This is a genomic window from Photorhabdus sp. RM322S (assembly GCF_042879395.1).
In the GTDB taxonomy this organism is placed as follows: Bacteria; Pseudomonadota; Gammaproteobacteria; order Enterobacterales; family Enterobacteriaceae; genus Photorhabdus; species Photorhabdus khanii.
In genome coordinates, this window is sequence record NZ_JBHFKW010000007.1 from 148,662 (window position 1) to 165,124 (window position 16,463).

14 protein-coding genes and 3 pseudogenes are annotated in these 16,463 nt (G+C 42.0%); 9 read left to right on the plus strand and 8 right to left on the minus strand.

The features are described from left to right. The first annotated feature begins 84 nt into the window (after positions 1-84). From accD to ACGF63_RS06965, 6 genes are all read left to right on the plus strand, one after another. On the plus strand, positions 85-1,029 hold the full coding sequence (gene accD / locus ACGF63_RS06940) for an acetyl-CoA carboxylase, carboxyltransferase subunit beta (RefSeq protein WP_152962328.1): 945 nt from the start codon (positions 85-87) through the stop codon (positions 1,027-1,029). Then, positions 1,022-2,317 (plus strand): bifunctional tetrahydrofolate synthase/dihydrofolate synthase, encoded by a 1,296-nt coding sequence (folC, locus tag ACGF63_RS06945; RefSeq protein ID WP_152962327.1) that lies wholly within the window; start codon positions 1,022-1,024, stop codon positions 2,315-2,317. The genes accD and folC overlap by 8 nt, the downstream gene beginning before the upstream one ends. Beyond that, entirely contained in the window at positions 2,307-2,984 is a 678-nt protein-coding gene (dedD, locus tag ACGF63_RS06950) for a cell division protein DedD (RefSeq protein ID WP_162524107.1), read from the plus strand. The genes folC and dedD overlap by 11 nt, the downstream gene beginning before the upstream one ends. A gap of 203 nt (positions 2,985-3,187) precedes the next feature. Then, entirely contained in the window at positions 3,188-3,694 is a 507-nt protein-coding gene (cvpA, locus tag ACGF63_RS06955; protein ID WP_023044970.1) for a colicin V production protein, read from the plus strand. A gap of 14 nt (positions 3,695-3,708) precedes the next feature. Then, complete coding sequence (gene purF, locus ACGF63_RS06960) at positions 3,709-5,226, plus strand: amidophosphoribosyltransferase (RefSeq protein ID WP_036843232.1); 1,518 nt, start codon at positions 3,709-3,711, stop codon at positions 5,224-5,226. 46 nt (positions 5,227-5,272) lie between these two features. Continuing rightward, the gene (locus ACGF63_RS06965; protein WP_036843233.1) at positions 5,273-5,857 is read left to right on the plus strand and encodes a UbiX family flavin prenyltransferase; all 585 of its coding nucleotides are present in this window, start codon (positions 5,273-5,275) and stop codon (positions 5,855-5,857) included. Here the strand turns inward: ACGF63_RS06965 and ACGF63_RS06970 are convergent. The 4 genes from ACGF63_RS06970 to ACGF63_RS06985 all read right to left on the minus strand — a co-directional run bounded on the left by ACGF63_RS06970 (position 5,838) and on the right by ACGF63_RS06985 (position 9,695). Further along, positions 5,838-6,752 (minus strand): TIGR01777 family oxidoreductase, encoded by a 915-nt coding sequence (locus ACGF63_RS06970; RefSeq protein WP_152962325.1) that lies wholly within the window; start codon positions 6,750-6,752, stop codon positions 5,838-5,840. The two genes, ACGF63_RS06965 and ACGF63_RS06970, sit on opposite strands and share 20 nt — an antisense overlap. Before the next feature lie 126 nt (positions 6,753-6,878). Further along, positions 6,879-7,499 carry a GSH-dependent disulfide bond oxidoreductase gene (yfcG, locus tag ACGF63_RS06975; RefSeq protein ID WP_152962324.1) on the minus strand — a complete coding sequence of 207 codons (621 nt, stop codon included), beginning with the start codon at positions 7,497-7,499 and terminating at the stop codon, positions 6,879-6,881. 188 nt (positions 7,500-7,687) lie between these two features. Next, the gene (locus tag ACGF63_RS06980) at positions 7,688-9,217 is read right to left on the minus strand and encodes a type III effector (RefSeq protein ID WP_152962323.1); all 1,530 of its coding nucleotides are present in this window, start codon (positions 9,215-9,217) and stop codon (positions 7,688-7,690) included. A 67-nt stretch (positions 9,218-9,284) separates the two neighbouring features. Continuing rightward, entirely contained in the window at positions 9,285-9,695 is a 411-nt protein-coding gene (locus ACGF63_RS06985; RefSeq protein WP_387629702.1) for a type III secretion system chaperone, read from the minus strand. Positions 9,696-10,486: 791 nt separating this feature from the next. Here ACGF63_RS06985 and ACGF63_RS06990 point away from each other — a divergent pair. Next, complete coding sequence (locus ACGF63_RS06990) at positions 10,487-12,367, plus strand: lipase family protein (RefSeq protein ID WP_387629705.1); 1,881 nt, start codon at positions 10,487-10,489, stop codon at positions 12,365-12,367. Positions 12,368-12,746: 379 nt separating this feature from the next. After that, positions 12,747-13,298 carry an NUDIX hydrolase YfcD gene (gene yfcD / locus ACGF63_RS06995; RefSeq protein ID WP_387629708.1) on the plus strand — a complete coding sequence of 184 codons (552 nt, stop codon included), beginning with the start codon at positions 12,747-12,749 and terminating at the stop codon, positions 13,296-13,298. 7 nt (positions 13,299-13,305) lie between these two features. On the opposite strand, the pseudogene ACGF63_RS07000 reads toward yfcD, so the two are convergent. After that, a pseudogene (locus ACGF63_RS07000) lies at positions 13,306-13,383 on the minus strand (transposase); the annotation flags it as partial. A gap of 5 nt (positions 13,384-13,388) precedes the next feature. Here ACGF63_RS07000 and ACGF63_RS07005 point away from each other — a divergent pair. Then, positions 13,389-13,505 (plus strand): annotated as a pseudogene (locus tag ACGF63_RS07005) (zinc ribbon domain-containing protein); the annotation flags it as partial. A 52-nt stretch (positions 13,506-13,557) separates the two neighbouring features. Here the strand turns inward: ACGF63_RS07005 and ACGF63_RS07010 are convergent. The 3 genes and pseudogenes from ACGF63_RS07010 to ACGF63_RS07020 form a co-directional block, all read right to left on the minus strand. Next, complete coding sequence (locus tag ACGF63_RS07010) at positions 13,558-15,006, minus strand: flavin-containing monooxygenase (protein ID WP_387629711.1); 1,449 nt, start codon at positions 15,004-15,006, stop codon at positions 13,558-13,560. Positions 15,007-15,525: 519 nt separating this feature from the next. Further along, entirely contained in the window at positions 15,526-15,678 is a 153-nt protein-coding gene (locus ACGF63_RS07015; RefSeq protein WP_070974790.1) for a Hok/Gef family protein, read from the minus strand. Positions 15,679-15,929: 251 nt separating this feature from the next. Further along, positions 15,930-16,172, minus strand: a pseudogene (locus ACGF63_RS07020) (antibiotic biosynthesis monooxygenase); the annotation flags it as partial. Between the last annotated feature and the right edge of the window lie 291 nt (positions 16,173-16,463).

Here is a 16,463-nt window from a genome sequence, read left to right on the forward strand (position 1 = left end):
TTATCCACACTGTAATAGCATTGTGGTTTAATGGCACACATAACAAAACTGGCATAAGCCAGATTCAGACGGAAAGATCATTCAATGAGCTGGATTGAAAAAATTCTTAATAAAAGCAACATTACCCAAACTCGTAAGGCAAATATCCCTGAAGGGGTTTGGACTAAATGTGATAGTTGCAGTCAGGTGCTCTACCGTGCTGAGTTAGAGCGCAATCTTGAGGTTTGCCCTAAATGTGATCATCACATGCGTATTTCAGCGCGTACCCGGTTGGAGACTCTTCTTGATGAAGGGACAAAAACTGAATTAGGGGCGGAATTAGAGCCAAAAGATATTCTGAAATTCCGCGATTCTAAAAAGTATAAAGACCGTATATCGGCAGCACAAAAGCAAACTGAAGAGAAAGACGCACTGATCGTGATGAAAGGCACGTTGAGTGGTATGCCGGTTGTTGTTGCTGCTTTTGAATTTGCGTTTATGGGTGGTTCAATGGCTTCTGTTGTTGGTGCCCGTTTTGTTCGTGCGGTGGAACAGGCACTGGAAGACAATTGCCCTCTGATCTGTTTTTCTTCCAGTGGTGGCGCCCGTATGCAAGAAGCGCTGATGTCACTGATGCAGATGGCGAAAACCAGTGCTGCTTTGGCAAAAATGCAGGAGCGTGGTTTGCCTTACATCTCTGTGATGACTGATCCGACAATGGGCGGTGTTTCAGCGAGTCTGGCAATGTTGGGTGATATCAATATTGCTGAACCGAAGGCATTGATTGGCTTTGCCGGGCCACGTGTTATTGAGCAGACAGTACGTGAGAAATTGCCGCAAGGTTTCCAGCGCAGTGAGTTTTTGTTGGAAAAGGGGGCGATTGACATGATTGTTCGTCGCCCTGAAATACGAGACACACTTGCCAGTTTGCTTGCTAAACTGACTCATCAGCCGCAACCTGGTACTAAACCCATTGTTGCTGAATTTGTGGCAGAACCCGCTGATGTTGATGCGAATATTCAAATAAGTACTAATAAAGAAGATGTCTGACACTTTGCAAATTCCTCAAGCCACGTCGTCACTGACGACGTGGCTTTCCTATCTTGAAAAACTGCATACTAAAATTGATATGGGGCTTGAACGTGTGGGTAAACTTGCCCGAACCTTGGAATTGGTTAATCCCGCGCCTAAGGTGATAACCGTATCCGGTACGAATGGTAAAGGTACCACTTGTTGCACTATCGAAGCTGTTCTGTTGGCGGCTGGGTTGAGAGTGGGCGTTTACAGCTCACCGCATCTTGTACGTTATACCGAAAGAGTCCGTATTCAGGGTAAAGAGTTACCTGAACAGGCGTTCTGTCGTGTATTTGCGGATATTGAATCCCGTCGTGGTGATATTTCACTGACTCATTTTGAATATGGCACATTAGCGGCTCTGCAACTGTTTAAAGAAGCTTGTCTGGATGTCGTCATCTTAGAAGTCGGCTTAGGTGGACGGCTGGATGCGACTAATATTGTGGATGCCGATATTGCAGCCGTTACCAGTATTGCGCTCGATCATATTGATTGGTTGGGGGCTGATCGCGAACATATTGGTCGTGAGAAAGCGGGTATTTTCCGCAAAGATCGTTTTGCCGTAGTTGGTGAGCCGGATATGCCATCTTCTATTGCAGAAGTCGCCGATGAATTGGGGGCCAAGTTGTTCCGCTGTGGTATTGACTGGCGATTTTCTCAACAGGAGAAAGATTGGCACTGGCAATCTGATGATAGGCTATTTAGTAATCTGCCTTTGCCAAATGTTCCTTTGATGAATGCTGCAACCGCAATGGGTGTTATTTGTTGCCTGTTACGACAAGGGGATAAAGTCAGTCAGGCTATTAATGAAAATGCCATCCATCAGGGGTTGCAAAATGCGCAGTTGCCTGGGCGTTTCCAAATAGTTCATGAAAAGCCGTTGTTAATTCTGGATGTGGCGCATAACCCACACGCAGCCGCTTATCTGGTGCAGAAATTAGCCCTGTTGCCCCGTCAACCGGGCAGCAAAATTCTGGGTGTAGTGGGTATGCTTGGTGATAAAGATATTGCCGGCACACTGGCTTGCCTGTCACAGCAAATTAATGAGTGGTATTGTGCTCCGTTGACTGAACCGCGTGGCGCAGATGCACAGGCACTGGCTCAACATCTTGAACAACCACGGGTATTTACTGATGTGGAAAATGCCTGGTATCAGGCAATGGCAGACGCTGATGAACAGGATATTGTTGTCGTTTGTGGTTCATTCCACACAGTAGCGTATGTCGTGGAGGCTCTGGACAGGGAGAAGCGAAGTGGCAAGTAAATTTCAAAATCGTTTGGTCGGTACAATTGTATTGGTAGCACTGGGTGTTATTGTGTTGCCTGCATTGTTGGACGGCAACAAGAAATATAACGAAGATAAGTTTGCATCAATTCCCTTGGTTCCTAAGCCTGGGGATGAGCAAGAAATTGAATCTATTCCTCCCCTTAATTCGCCAATATTATCCATGCCTCTGGAAGATGAGACAGAGGTATTGCTGCCGGAAACTCTGGAGCAGCCGGAAATACCATTGGTGACAATTCCACCGTCGCCTGCACCGATAGCGCCTCCTGCTGTTCAGCCAGAAGTTAAGCCTCAACCACAGATTAAACCTGAACAAAAACCGGACGTTAAGCAGCCGGTCCCGGCTAAACCAGAGATTAAACCAGAACCGAAACCTGAAGTTAAACCGGTTGAAAAAGCACCGCAAGGGCAAGCTTATATCGTACAACTGGGTGCTTTGAAAAATGCAGGAAAGGTGGATGAAATTGTTGCCAGGCTGCGTTTGTCGGGTTATCAGGTCTATACAGTACCTTCATCTCCGGTGCACGGGCAGTTAACCAGAATATATGTCGGCCCGAATGCGTCTAAACAGCAACTCGATTCGGCGTTATCAGAACTGAAAAATCTGACAGGATTACAAGGTCAGGTAAGAAGTTATAGACCGTAATAAAGCTGACGGTGCCTATGTGACGAATAGGATAATTGTGATGAAATTAAGTAATAAATATTAAGTGACCGCGGCGATAATGAGTTTCCTATATCGCCGCTAATTATTTTCAGTGGAATAGGAAATCTGCTACGCAAACGTTTTCGTTTTCTGTTAAAATGCGCCTGAAACGGATGCCGGGGCGTCTATTTTGGAATTAAAATATGGTTTGGATTGATTACGTTATTATTGCCATTATTGGTTTCTCGGCATTAGTTAGCCTGATTCGTGGGTTTATTCGTGAGGCGTTGTCACTGGTCACCTGGGGATGTGCTTTCTTTGTGGCAAGCCACTTCTACTCTTACTTAGCGGTCTATTTTACCCGTTTTGAAGATGAACTGGTGCGTAACGGAATCGCTATTGCGCTTCTGTTTATTGCGACGTTGATTGTCGGTTCTGTGGTGAACTATGTGATAGGTTCTCTTGTGCAACGGACTGGATTGTCGGGTACTGATCGGGTACTGGGAGTCTGCTTTGGGGCATTGCGTGGTGTGCTGATTGTCGCTGCTATTCTGTTTTTTCTGGATACATTCACACCATTGTCTCAAAGTGATGACTGGAAGCAGTCACAATTGATCCCACAGTTCAGTCATATCATCAGGTGGTTCTTTGACTACCTGCAAAATGCGTCAAGTTTCCTGCCGGAGAAATATACCTCTCCGCTTGGCTGATGAGGAAAAACTACATGTGCGGTATTGTTGGTATCGTCGGTTTTACACCGGTTAACCAGTCGATTTATGATGCGTTGACGGTGCTTCAGCACCGTGGGCAAGATGCTGCTGGCATTGCTACTATTGATGGTAACAATGGGTTTCGTTTACGCAAAGCCAATGGTTTAGTGAGAGATGTGTTTGAAACCCGGCATATGCTGCGTTTACAGGGAACGATTGGGATTGGTCATGTTCGCTATCCGACTGCGGGCAGCTCCAGTGCATCGGAAGCCCAGCCGTTTTATGTGAACTCTCCATTTGGTATTACATTGACACACAATGGTAATTTGACGAATGCGCATGAATTAAAAAGAATGTTGTTTGAAAATGCCCGTCGCCATGTGAATACCACGTCAGATTCCGAGATTTTGCTCAATATTTTTGCTAATGAATTGGATCGTTTCCAGTATTATCCGTTGGAGCCTGACAATATTTTTGCCGCGGTAGCGGCAATGCATAAACAGGTTCGTGGTGCTTATGCCTGTATTGCGATGATTATCGGTCATGGGTTAGTTGCTTTCCGTGATCCACATGGTATACGTCCGTTGGTGTTAGGCAAGCGTACTTTGAATGATGGCAGTAATGAATATATGGTCGCTTCTGAAAGTGTTGCATTGGATACCCTGGGTTTTGAATTCCTGCGGGATGTTGCATCGGGTGAAGCGGTTTATATCACTGAGAAAGGCCAGTTATTTACCTGCCAGTGCGCTGAAAATCCTTCTCTGACCCCCTGTTTGTTTGAATTTGTCTATTTTGCCCGTCCAGACTCTTTTATTGATAAGATTTCGGTTTATAACGCCCGTGTGCGGATGGGGCATAAGCTGGGGACGAAAATTGCCCGTGAATGGGAAGACCTGCATATTGATGTGGTTATTCCTATTCCTGAAACTTCCTGCGATATTGCGCTAGAAATTGCCCGTATACTGGGTAAACCCTACCGTCAGGGGTTTGTGAAAAACCGTTATGTTGGTCGGACATTTATTATGCCGGGTCAACAGGAGCGTCGGAAATCAGTCCGCCGTAAACTGAATGCTAATCGTGCGGAATTCCGCGATAAAAATGTGCTGCTGGTGGATGATTCTATTGTTCGTGGTACAACATCAGAACAAATTGTTGAAATGGCCCGTGAAGCGGGAGCGAAGAGGGTTTATTTTGCTTCTGCGGCCCCGGAAGTGCGTTTCCCGAATGTTTATGGCATTGATATGCCAAATGCAAATGAATTGATCGCTCATGGACGTGAAGTTGATGAAATTCGCCAGCTCATTGGTGCAGATGCGTTGATATTCCAGGATTTAACGGATCTGATTGATGCCGTTCGTGAAGAAAACCCGGATATTGAAGAGTTTGAATGTTCAGTATTCAATGGCATTTATGTTACCAAAGACATTGACCAGACTTATCTCTATTATCTGGAAAATTTACGTAAAGACGATGAAATGACATTGAATAATCAGAACGAAATTGAAAATCTGGATATCTATAATGAAGGTTGATGCCCTTCGGATTTAAATTGCTGTCCAGTGTCAGCACGAGGAAAAAATGAAAAGATTGATCGTGGGGCTTACGGGAGCAAGCGGGGCTATTTATGGCGTCAGGCTGCTGCAAGTTTTACAGCCAGTTGAGGGCGTAGAAACACATCTGGTCATCAGTCAGTCCGCTCGCCAGACACTGGCGCTTGAAACAGATTATAGTTTACGGGATGTGCAGGCGCTGTCTGATGTTGTGTATGACAACAGAGATATAGCCGCTGCTATCTCTTCCGGTTCGTTCAAAACTTCGGGTATGGTCGTTTTGCCATGTTCAATGAAAACCCTTTCAGGTATTGTTCACAGCTATACCGATGGATTAGTGACCAGAGCGGCCGATGTTGTATTGAAAGAAGGCCGTAAGTTGGTGCTTGGTGTGAGAGAAACGCCATTACATTTGGGGCATCTCAGGTTGATGACTCAGGCGGCAGAAATAGGGGCGGTGATTATGCCGCCAGTGCCTGCATTTTATCATCGGCCTGAACAGATTCAGGATATTATTGACCAGACGGTTAATCGGGTGCTCGATCAGTTTGATATCGAGCTACCTCATGATCTGTTTACCCGTTGGCAAGGCGCTAAAGGTGTTGAGATTTAGTGTGTAGCAGGTCTTCAAAAGCTTCCTTTAGCTGAAAATAGCGGAAGCCAAAACCAGCTTGTTCCAGTTTATGCGGTATTGCCTGCTGTCCTCCCAGGACCAATGCCGCAGCTTCTCCCATGAGTAATTTCAGCACAAAAGCAGGTATGCGGATAATTGCAGGGCGGTTCAATACTTCTCCGAGTGTTGCGGCAAATTGATCATTATGTACCGGATAAGGGGCGGTGATATTAAAAGGACCGCTCAAACCGGGTGTCATCAACAGGTAATAGATGGCATTCACCATATCATCGATATGGATCCAGGGTAGATACTGCTTTCCGCTACCCATAGGGCCACCAAACCCAAGACGGAAAAGTGGTAACATTTTTTTCAGTGCTCCACCGTTTTTTGCCAGTACAACGCCGGTACGCAAAAGACAAACACGGGTTTGATCACTGGCAGCTTGTAACGCAAGTTGTTCCCATCGTTTACAGAGTTGATGAGTAAATTCATCATTGGGTGGTTCATGTTCTGTCACAACTGCTTGATTCTGATCGCCGTAATAGCCCACCGCAGAGCCGGAAATAAAGACTTCTGGTGGTGTCTGACTGGCATTAATTAACTTGCTGAGTTGTTCTGTCAATGTCCAGCGGCTCTGGCACAGCTTTTCTTTTTGCGCGGAAGTCCAAGGTTTATTTGCTATGGGTTCGCCAGCAAGATTAATAACGGCATCAAAATCATTGAGGTCCGTTTTATCTTTCAGAGTGGTCCAGCATTCAGCTTGTTTACTGAATAGAGAATACACTTTTTGTGGTGAGCGGCTCAGAATGGTAATGGAATGGGATAGGGAAAGAAGCTGGAAAACCAGACGGCTACCAATCAAGCCTGTTCCTCCGGTGATTAAAATATGCATAGCCACTCCTATAACCTAAGTTGATATAGAAACTATAGCAGGGATATCAAGGCTGATGATTTAAAATACAGCTATCTGTTAGTCGGATCAAGTTTTGCGGGGAAATAGTTACCCCGCAGACAGGTATCAGGCTTTGCTGTAGGCTATTTGGGTAGCGCGGCGTTGGCTAATCGTATCAAACCATTTTTTCACTGCCGGATAATCGTTCAGATCAATATTTTGACGCTCATAGGCATGAACCCACGGATAAGTTGAGATATCAGCGATACTGTATTCCTGACCACCCAGATAGGATGTTTTTTCCAATTGAGTATTCAGAACCTTATACAAGCGTTGTGTTTCTTCTTGATAACGATTAATCGCGTAAGGGACTTTTTCAGGCGCAAAGTGACTAAAATGGTGATTTTGTCCCAGCATTGGGCCAAAGCCACCAATTTGCCAAAACAGCCATTGCAGGCTTTGAATACGTTCACGTATATCTTTGCTGAGTAACTTACCCGTTTTCTCTGCCAGATAAGTCAGAATGGCGCCAGATTCAAAAATGGCGACAGGTTTGCCACCATCGGCGGGTTGTTGATCAACAATAGCGGGAATTTTATTGTTAGGAGAAATTGCAAGAAATTCAGGTTTAAATTGATCTCCCGCACCAATATCAATCCGGTAAATGTTGTAAGGAAGGCCTGCCTCTTCAAGAAAGAGCGTGATTTTGTGACCATTTGGCGTTGGGGCATAATACAGGTCGATCATAGAACCTCCAGTGGAACATGAAATTGCATTACATATTACATTACCTTAGATCTGTTTAAGAACAGCCAATTCAGACTCTTTGATAATTCCCGCACTGGCTGACGATCATCTGTATTTCCGGGGGTGAGTTTAACCGATAACAACTCCCCCGGTCATGAATCATCAGATGAAGTGGCAAAAAAGAATGGTTATCTGGAATTCGTTCTTATACTGCCATCTGCGTTAACAACTGCCCGACTTCCACCGTACAGATCTTTCTTGAAAGTAGAGTAATCTGTGCGGACATCCTCACGATTTTCTAATTCTGCCAATATTTCCTGGCTGGATATGCTAAATCCCTTGGCATGTATAGGAGAAGAGAAGGGTTCGGTATAGAGATTCAATCCCCATTGAGACTCTAAACCGTGGTTAGCCGCCCCTAAATTAACTTCGATCATAGAATGGTGATTATCATCAACCAGATAACCTGTTGCCAGCCATCGGGTTAGCTCTTTCATTTCCCGCTCCCCTCGCTGAATTGACTGCTCCGATGATTCCCCGTTAGCAGGAGTACCTAAAGAAAGATCATTTTTCAGTCCTGTACCCAATAACCTGGCCGCAGTAATAAAACGATCCGTGGTGCCTGAAGGTGCAGCGACAGCTGGTAAATTGTGTAAGGTTGCATCCTTAGAAAATCCTGTATTTTCTTTCACATTCCAGACAGCAAAACCATTACCACGTTGTACTATAATGTTTTCCTTCGCTAATTCTTGATGTGCTTTGATAGGGCCTGACTGACCAAACTGGTAGTCAGTTCTGTCCAGTCGGTTGCGGGGGTTTAAACGAGCAAATTCCAACTCCCGATTGGTCAGACGATTATCGGCTTCAAGTGAAGCGGCAGATGACCAGACACTATCCTTATCAGGAGCGGGTGTTCTGAAATCATTCTGGACTTTTGTCAGGCTATTGCCAGCCAGAGCAGGATTACTTGTAACTTCTTTGCCTTTTTCCTGTTTTGTCACCTGATATAATTCGGGGTTTTCAGAGGCATTAAATTTATTTTCATTTTTAAAAGTGTAGAGAGCCAACTGATCAGGTAAGGGATTTTCTTTAGTGGAACCTCGGGCAGGTGCAAAGTTTTTACTTTCCAGGTAGCCAATATCAATTATATCCTTGAATTCTGATTTCAATTCAGGTGATGAATAGATTTTCTCCAGAGTATCCCGGAAATAAGCTGAGTTAGTCAGATCATAGTAAGCAGTGGCTTTCTCCCTCAATGTCAGAGGTTCTGTATTTGCCCTATCAGACCTCACACCGCTTTGTTGTGCTTCGCTCATGATTCGGGTAAATCCACCCGCACCAAGCTGACCTAAGATACTGAATCCGGGTTTATCTCCGGTATAGGCATTAAGCATTTTAGTGATTGCGGTTAATTCATTACCCTCCACCCGAACGAAAAGTTTTACCAAGTTAGATAAGAGAGAATCAACCGTTTTATGGGCGGCAGTACTTTCGCTGGCTAAACGGGAAATGTTAGCTTCAATTTGTTTGTTGGTTACGACGGATTTTTCATTCCATTGTGTGATAACAGAGGTTGGTGCGGTAAGTGGATTATCAATGGTATTATTTAGCAACGGTTCACAACAGTGACAAGTTTTATCTGTTGAAGCCGCTTGAGACAACTCATTATGATTAATATCAATCCTGGTGTTAGCGCTCTGTATTGAAAGATTCGACATACTTTCTCTCCATTATTTTATTTTTTTCTTCTGTGAGTTTTTTGAATTTATTCTCTAAAAAAACATATCAAACTAAAATATCGTGGGTTGATGCTGAAGTGGTGTGTTTAATTTCGGGAAAAGGCAGTTCAGCTCTTATTTTTTGCAGATTTCCCAAAATATTGACCAAATCAATAGAATCGATTCGTGTTATATCCTGAAGTAAGCAGAGACGAATAGTTCGCGTTGGCTGATGTAATGCGAGCCATGCTCCTCCAAGTATATTGATATTACTGTTTAATGAGAGCCAAAGTTCCGCATCATTCTCAACAAATGAAGTGACTGTATGATGGAAAGTAAGCATAGATCCCGTTGAGTCTACCTCTATCCACCAGGGGCCATAATCACCAATATTCAATTGCGCTGCGCCGGTAGAAAGATTCAACATAATGTTAGTCTGAGCGGCAAAATCTGCACATAATTTCTCTAATTTGGACATCAACAAATCTCATAAAAATAATTGAGTACGACTAAAATATTGTCCAAATTATGTGGTCGAAGCACAGGATCGTCTATCAAAAACAGACGATAATATTGTAAAAATTAATCAGAAAAATTGGTTCTGCTGCGTTAATGAAATAATACCGTCGTTTATGAAGAATCGGAGCGGGATAAGGTGGCGTGGTCAACCTTATCACCGCGTTAGGCTATGCTTGCCCCAAATCCTCGTAGATTGAGTGAATAGGACTGGTATTGAGAGAACCAATAAACTGCATGTTTTTTTATTCTTTTGAATAATGTTTAAATGAGAATATATTCTAAATAATTGATATGATATTTATATCAATAATAAGTTTATAGTATATTACCATTAAGTTTTTATTTTTATTTTTATTTTAAGTGAATGGAATGTTTTTATTATTTGGTTCATTTAAATAAAATTTAACGATTCATCATGACAGTTAGAGTGATAAATGTTTTTACATGTTATTCAATGTGTTATTTTTTTCTTATTATGGAAATAAATTTCTGTTAAGTAAATTAATGCTTGGGTTTTTATTTTTTAGGCTTAATGCTTATTAAGTAAAGTAATTAAATAAATTGGATTTTTCCTGTTTTCTTATTTTTTTCCCTGTGGTTTTTCATAATTATATTCATTTGGCATTTATTGAATTTTATTATGATATTACGCTTGAGAGAATGAATTTTCTCTCCCACTATTATTAATGTATCGAACTGATAATAAGCGTTGTATTACTTTCTCAGCATAAAAAAAGGAAAATAATAATTATGAGCGAATTATGCCCACGAGACTCTATTGATGGTCAAAAAATTATGGAACATTGGGTGGAGTTCCAACTTGTTGATGAACAAGGTAATCCATTAGTTAATATGCCTTATCGCCTGATAAGCCAGGGGGAGCCGCGAGATGAACGTAAAGGAGTAACTAATGATCAAGGATTGCTTAGGGAAGAAAGTTTGTCGCCGGATCCAGTAACGTTGTATATCAGCGCTCAACCATTAGCCGATGAAATGGAACAGCGCCCATTACGAGAAAAGCGTGATGTCAATATATCGGTAGTTAAATCTAAAACCAAAGCAGAAGGTCATCAATATCGTTATGTGACCATCGGTCAGATAAGTGATGGCTTACCTGTGATTGATAAATGGAAAGAGGATAAACCGCCACACTATCATTTCCCAGACCCGGTACCGAAAGGTTTTGGCATTCCCTCAATAAACTACCGGTATGTTCTGGAAGTGTGTCCGTTCAGAGCCTGGGTATTATTGTTACATCATCAGCTTGATTACTCCTTGGTGAATGCTTATAACCTGGCGTTAATGGGAGTGCTGTCATATTCTAATAATAATGTTGATGTAGCCGGTTCTATCACCCATTTTTTTAACCGGCAGATGCTGGATATATCCCAATTACCCAATAAAATAGAAAAAATAGCGCGTTCTCCGATTGTATATGATGTGCCATTTCGTGAACGTTATACTGATGTTGTATTTATTGATTCAAAAGCGAGTGAAAACCCATTAGGAGACACTGAGCTATTTTATGCATCTAATCAACAAGACATTATTGTCAGTTGGCGGGGAACGGCCAGTATAGATAATGCCATCACTGATATTATGTACCAGCCATTGAAACTGGGCTGTGGTCAAGGCGGCGTATGTAGTGGTTTTGTCGAGAATGGTAAAGTCCATAAGGGGTTTTGGGAAGCATTTAATCTTATTGGCAAATTAAAAGTTCCCGGTTCTGATAAAAGTATGTCTGATAAAATTATTGATTTGGCTAAAAACCGAAACTTATTTGTTTGTGGGCATAGTTTAGGTGGTGCTCTGGGGTTATTACACAGCGCGCAACTGAAAAAATATCATCCTTGTTTGTACAGTTATGGGATGCCGCGGACATTAACCCGCAGTGCGGTACAAGAACTGGAAGATATTACGCATTACCGCCATCTGAATGAAAACGATTTGGTTCCCTCTGCGCCCCCGGAAAAAGACCTGGATAACTGGCTTTATGATTATTGGGGGCCTCTGGGCTATTTATTCAGCACTATTGAATTGTTAGGTTTGACAAAAGGTGATGAAGTTTTCTTGCATCATGGAAAAATAGTTCACTTTTATAAAGCTAATCTGATTATTGAAGCTTTAAAAAAGAGTGATTCAAATAACTTTATACAGCTTAGTGATATATTACCTGTCGACGTAAAATTATATTTAATCCCATCACTGAATCATGAAACGGAAGATAAGATGAAGGAGATATTAGAGGTTCAGAAAGAATTTTTTAAACGTATAAGCGAAGCAGATAGGGCTAAATGGTTTCCACGTAATGACAACCCGAAGTTAAAAGATGCCTTGAGTCTGCCTGATCACCGTATGTTTAAATATATTCATTACATTGGTGATCGAATTGCAGAGTTAGTTGAACCGAGGAAATATCATTTTTATCGGGATAAGGAACGATTCTTTGAAAGAACAATGGCGGAAAGATCTGATGTTGTTCCTGATATTCGGCAACGTAATACCCTGTTTTTACATATGGACGACCAGTTAACACAAGCGCTTATTTATACTAAACAAAATAAATGGGGTAATTTGGCTTTAAAACGCTATACGGATAATTTTGTACTGATTGGAGAGGATTGGATGTGATAAATATGAGAAAATGCTTGTCAGTAACATTAATATCGGTAAGTGTTAACTTGAGTTCTGATGGGTGAATTGATATTAATAGCCAAATGATAGATCACTGTAAAATAATGCTGGCATAATGAGGGGCATAAATGGATTAGCCCCTCTTTTCTGGTTTTTGAAGTTGATAAGGTGCAGGTAATCAACTCCGTTATCACTGCGGGTAAGAATTTGATCACATTACGGTTTATCAGGTGCCCTATTTTGGGTTCAGTCAAAAGGTTGCATGAAGCGTCCGAAACGAATAACTTCGTAGAGCCTCTATCAATTTGGTGATTTTGAATAGGTTAACTATTCTATAGACTTGCAATTTCTTGCTAATAAAAAAGGTTTTTTGAAGATGGAACAAGAGAATACAGAGGGTGTTGAGTGGATTGATATTGTCAATGAAGATAATGAAGTCATTGCTCAGGCTACACGTCGGCAGATGCGCGCCCAGTGTTTACGGCACCGTGCCACTTATATCGTAGTTCATAATGGTATGGGAAAAATTCTGGTTCAGCATCGTACAGAGACTAAAGATTTTTATCCGGGAAAACTGGATGCAACCGCAGGTGGCGTTGCGCTGGCGGGTGAAAATATGCTGGACGCAGCCCGGCGCGAAGCAGAAGAAGAATTGGGTATAGCGGGAGTTCCTTTTGCCGAGCATGGTAGCTTTTATTATGAGGAAGAAAATTGCCGTATCTATGGTGCATTATTCAGTTGCATCAGTCATGGTCCATTTGCTTTACAGGAAGAGGAAATTGACGATGTGTGCTGGCTGATACCAGAAGAAATCACTGCCCGCTGTGATGAATTTACACCTGATTCGCTGAAAGCACTTTCTTTGTGGTTGACGCGTAATAATGATTTCGATGCTGTTATTCTTAGCAATTCGTTATATCAGTGTTAAATTATCGGGCTTTTAGATTGTTGACCATGACACTGACAGCTAATTTCGGTGGATAGGTTACCAGCAGGTGCACATGATCAGCTTCTTTTCTGGCACTGCCCTGAATGCGGTATTGAACATGATAGAGACATCAATGCCGCATTAAATATCAAACAGCAGGGCATAAACGCATTAAAAGCGGCGGGACTCGTCGTTTCTGCCCACTGAGGTTTGTGTCAGACTCGTCAAGAACGTGACAGGGTGGGAGCAGTCAATGTGGTTATGTCCATTTCAACGCGGCATCATCGATAGGCTGTCCCAAAACCTGTTGATCTTTTTTGTAATCATGTGGAACCTGCCAGGTTGAGCTGCGTCCCTGACGAGGAAGAGAATCCTTTGCACGTTTTATATAACCAGATTTCAAAGCACCAAAAATATTTTCGTCCTCCAGCATTTCACCCGGTTGAGCATATGGTGTCACAACCGTCGCACCGCGACGTTCCATCTCGTTCAACAAACGGCAGATGTATTCCGCAGATAGATCAACTTTCAACGTCCAAGCGTTATTGATATAACCAAACAGACAGGCAAAATTAGGGATATTCTGTATCAACGTTCCCTTATAGAGCATTCGATCATGAGCTTGTTGCTTTTGCCCATCAATAGAGAGTTCAATTCCGCCAATAAAATGTAATTTCAGCCCGGTCGCTGTAACAATAATATCCGCGGGTAACTCTTTGCCGGATTGTAATAAGATACCGTTTTCAGTTATGCGTTCAATATGGTCAGTAACGATAGACGCTTTACCTTCTTTTAGTACCTTAAATAGGTTACTACTGGGAATAAAACACAGACGTTCATCCCATGGCATATACTTTGGAGTAAAGTGCTTCATGTCAAAGTCTGGGCCGACACGTTTGCGAGCTGACGCCAGCAAAAACGATTTCAATAAGTTAGGTAAATGTCGACTCGTTTTATAAAGTAAACGGTACAGAAAGAGATTGCGATTTCTACTCAATGTGTAAATCCAGCGCTGGGGAATAATGCCTTTGCAGTATTCTGCTATCTTATCTCTTCCTGGTATTGAAAGAACATAACTCGGGGAGCGCTGTAACATCGTGATATGTTCAGTATCATTTGCCATAGCAGGAAGTAAAGTGACTGCTGTTGCGCCGCTACCAATGACAACAACCTGCTTGCCTTTATAATTCAATCCTTCAGGCCAGTGTTGAGGGTGAATTACCGGGCCTTTGAAATCTTCAATGCCGGGGAATTTAGGTATATAAGGTTCATCATAGTTGTAATAACCTGTTGCAGCGACGAGAAAATCACAGGTAAATAGCCGGGTTTCTCCACTGATTTCATCAATCGCGGTGACGGTCCACTGGCGAGTTGCATTTGACCAGTCAGTCTGCGTGATTTTTATCCCAAACTGTATTTTCTTATCAATTTCATACTCTTTTGCTGTTGCATGGATATAACTTTTAATTGAAGGCCCATCTGCAAAAATACTGGTGTCTGTCCAAGGACGGAATTTATAGCCATAGCTCATCATATCTGAATCTGAGCGAATGCCCGGATAGCGAAATAAATCCCAGGTACCGCCTATTGTATGGCGACGATCTAAGATAATAAATTTCTTATCAGGACATTTCTTTGTTAAATGACATGCTACACCAATGCCAGCAATACCCGCGCCAATAATCAAAACATCATAATGGTTATTCATTGTTATCTCTCCCACAAGGTCATCTTTTGATGAGATCAATATCCCGCAGTCAAGTTATGTTATTTTTTATTCAGTGGGATTTCCACTGTTAGAAACAGTGATTATTTTGGTTGAAATAATCTAGGTTCATTTTACAATATCTTTCTGATGTTAGAAGCGTAAGTGATTTTCTTTTCGAAACGAATGAATTAATAAGAAGCGTTAATTAAGAGGTAGGAATAAATTGCTTGCCTGTTGATGGTGGGGCTCAAATTTTTGCCGGTATTGGGGTGTGCGTGGCTTCTCTTGGTTACGATTATAGTTCAATTAGTTATGGTGTTATGTTTTTTTAAATATAATTCCAGCCCTCCATTTGAACTTATCCGATAAAGATCAATAAAACAATCCAATAATTCATTATTAGCAATTGCAACACCGAATAAAGGCGTTGATGTATTAACAGGTTTGTTAATTTGGGTGCTAGAAGCCTTATCCGACAACGATAACCACCGAAAGGGCAGGGAGAACCCTGCCCCACGGTTAGCTTCTAACTTCGTAGTTCAGAAACGCCGCGAACTCCATGTTTGCTTGTTGAATGCGGATCTCACACAGTGAGTCGCGTACAAGCCAAGTAAACGCTAACAGTGTCAAACAGACCACTACCAGGCCATACAGCAACAGTTTTCGTGACATTTTCTTGCCCTTACGAAGTTAAGAGGCTAAGATTATGTTGTTCGGACATAACATTAAGCCTCAAATTGATTGAAAGATCATTTGGGGCTTTTTGCTGTCTGCAACTTACCGAGGCTTGAAGCAGACGGCTTCAAGCACCCGACCTAATTCTAACAGAAGAGCCGGATTTTTCGGCTTTTTTCTTTAATTCTGTGAGCGGGCTCATTGGAAGCGAAGTTATAATTCAACGATGTTGCACTTATTATGTGAATCTACCATTTCACTTCTGGCACCACACCAATAAAAGAGGTTTTCTTCCTTGGTTTGGATATCAGGGGTTCAAACTCTTCAACACATTTCAGATAATGGAGTGTTTTTTTATGTGCATTGGCAGCTTTCTCATCGATATATGCTTCATAAATATAGAAGCGGGTAGGAATATTTTCATCCCGTAATACATCAAAACGTAAATTACCTTCTTCCTGGATTGAGCCAAGACGATTTAATAGAAGAACTCAATAAATATTGGAGAGAATTCTATTGAATTTATCCTGCTTATTTTTTTCACCCAAAAACAACTCATAGGCTTTGCTGGTATTTTCATTCTAGTGTATTTTGTCAGCAGGAAAACCTATTGATTGTTTATTTATTGTGGTTTAATAATGTTGGTTATCCACTGGAATCTATAATCAGCACCCACGGATTCAGGGTTTACAGTGATTTTTTAAACAAGATGGTGGAACGATGCACGTGTTGTTTGAGGATCGTATAAGTTAGCAAGACCTGCCGTAAACCCTCGCCCAGTG

What these genes read in the sequence shown, in the direction of transcription:
- folC (WP_152962327.1), top strand. Translation starts at nt 1,022, where the DNA reads ATGTCTGACACTTTGCAAATTCCTCAAGCCACGTCGTCACTGACGACG.
- ACGF63_RS06990 (WP_387629705.1), top strand. Translation starts at nt 10,487, where the DNA reads ATGAGCGAATTATGCCCACGAGACTCTATTGATGGTCAAAAAATTATG.
- cvpA (WP_023044970.1), top strand. Translation starts at nt 3,188, where the DNA reads ATGGTTTGGATTGATTACGTTATTATTGCCATTATTGGTTTCTCGGCA.
- ACGF63_RS07015 (WP_070974790.1), bottom strand. Translation starts at nt 15,678, where the DNA reads ATGTCACGAAAACTGTTGCTGTATGGCCTGGTAGTGGTCTGTTTGACA.
- yfcG (WP_152962324.1), bottom strand. Translation starts at nt 7,499, where the DNA reads ATGATCGACCTGTATTATGCCCCAACGCCAAATGGTCACAAAATCACG.
- accD (WP_152962328.1), top strand. Translation starts at nt 85, where the DNA reads ATGAGCTGGATTGAAAAAATTCTTAATAAAAGCAACATTACCCAAACT.
- ACGF63_RS06970 (WP_152962325.1), bottom strand. Translation starts at nt 6,752, where the DNA reads ATGCATATTTTAATCACCGGAGGAACAGGCTTGATTGGTAGCCGTCTG.
- yfcD (WP_387629708.1), top strand. Translation starts at nt 12,747, where the DNA reads ATGGAACAAGAGAATACAGAGGGTGTTGAGTGGATTGATATTGTCAAT.
- ACGF63_RS06985 (WP_387629702.1), bottom strand. Translation starts at nt 9,695, where the DNA reads ATGTCCAAATTAGAGAAATTATGTGCAGATTTTGCCGCTCAGACTAAC.
- purF (WP_036843232.1), top strand. Translation starts at nt 3,709, where the DNA reads ATGTGCGGTATTGTTGGTATCGTCGGTTTTACACCGGTTAACCAGTCG.
- ACGF63_RS07010 (WP_387629711.1), bottom strand. Translation starts at nt 15,006, where the DNA reads ATGAATAACCATTATGATGTTTTGATTATTGGCGCGGGTATTGCTGGC.
- ACGF63_RS06965 (WP_036843233.1), top strand. Translation starts at nt 5,273, where the DNA reads ATGAAAAGATTGATCGTGGGGCTTACGGGAGCAAGCGGGGCTATTTAT.
- ACGF63_RS06980 (WP_152962323.1), bottom strand. Translation starts at nt 9,217, where the DNA reads ATGTCGAATCTTTCAATACAGAGCGCTAACACCAGGATTGATATTAAT.